General features: G+C 50.1%; 1 rRNA gene. It reads right to left on the bottom strand.

Features of this window, described 5'->3' with window-relative positions:
- Positions 1 to 671, bottom strand: a 23S ribosomal RNA gene (locus tag IP91_RS25905); the annotation flags it as partial.

The raw sequence follows: 671 nt of genomic DNA, 5'->3' as shown, positions 1-671 counted from the left end.
GATACCTCCAGCATCCTTTACAAGACACCTTCGCAGGCTTACAGAACGCTCTCCTACCATATGCTTACGCATATCCGCAGCTTCGGTGACTGGCTTAGCCCCGTTACATCTTCCGCGCAGGACGACTCGATCAGTGAGCTATTACGCTTTCTTTAAATGATGGCTGCTTCTAAGCCAACATCCTGACTGTTTTAGCCTTCCCACTTCGTTTTCCACTTAGCCAATCTTTGGGACCTTAGCTGGCGGTCTGGGTTGTTTCCCTCTTGACACCGGACGTTAGCACCCGATGTCTGTCTCCCAAGCTCGCACTCATCGGTATTCGGAGTTTGCAATGGTTTGGTAAGTCGCGATGACCCCCTAGCCATAACAGTGCTCTACCCCCGATGGTGATACTTGAGGCACTACCTAAATAGTTTTCGGAGAGAACCAGCTATTTCCAAGTTTGTTTAGCCTTTCACCCCTATCCACAGCTCATCCCCTAATTTTTCAACATTAGTGGGTTCGGTCCTCCAGTGCGTGTTACCGCACCTTCAACCTGGCCATGGATAGATCACTTGGTTTCGGGTCTACACCCAGCAACTAGCGCCCTGTTCGGACTCGATTTCTCTGCGGCTCCCCTATATGGTTAACCTCGCTACTGAATGTAAGTCGCTGACCCATTATACAAAAGG

The organism is Pseudoduganella lurida (assembly GCF_007830455.1).
Taxonomy (GTDB): Bacteria; Pseudomonadota; Gammaproteobacteria; order Burkholderiales; family Burkholderiaceae_D; genus Rugamonas; species Rugamonas lurida.
This window is presented reverse-complemented; position numbering and strand designations above follow the sequence as displayed.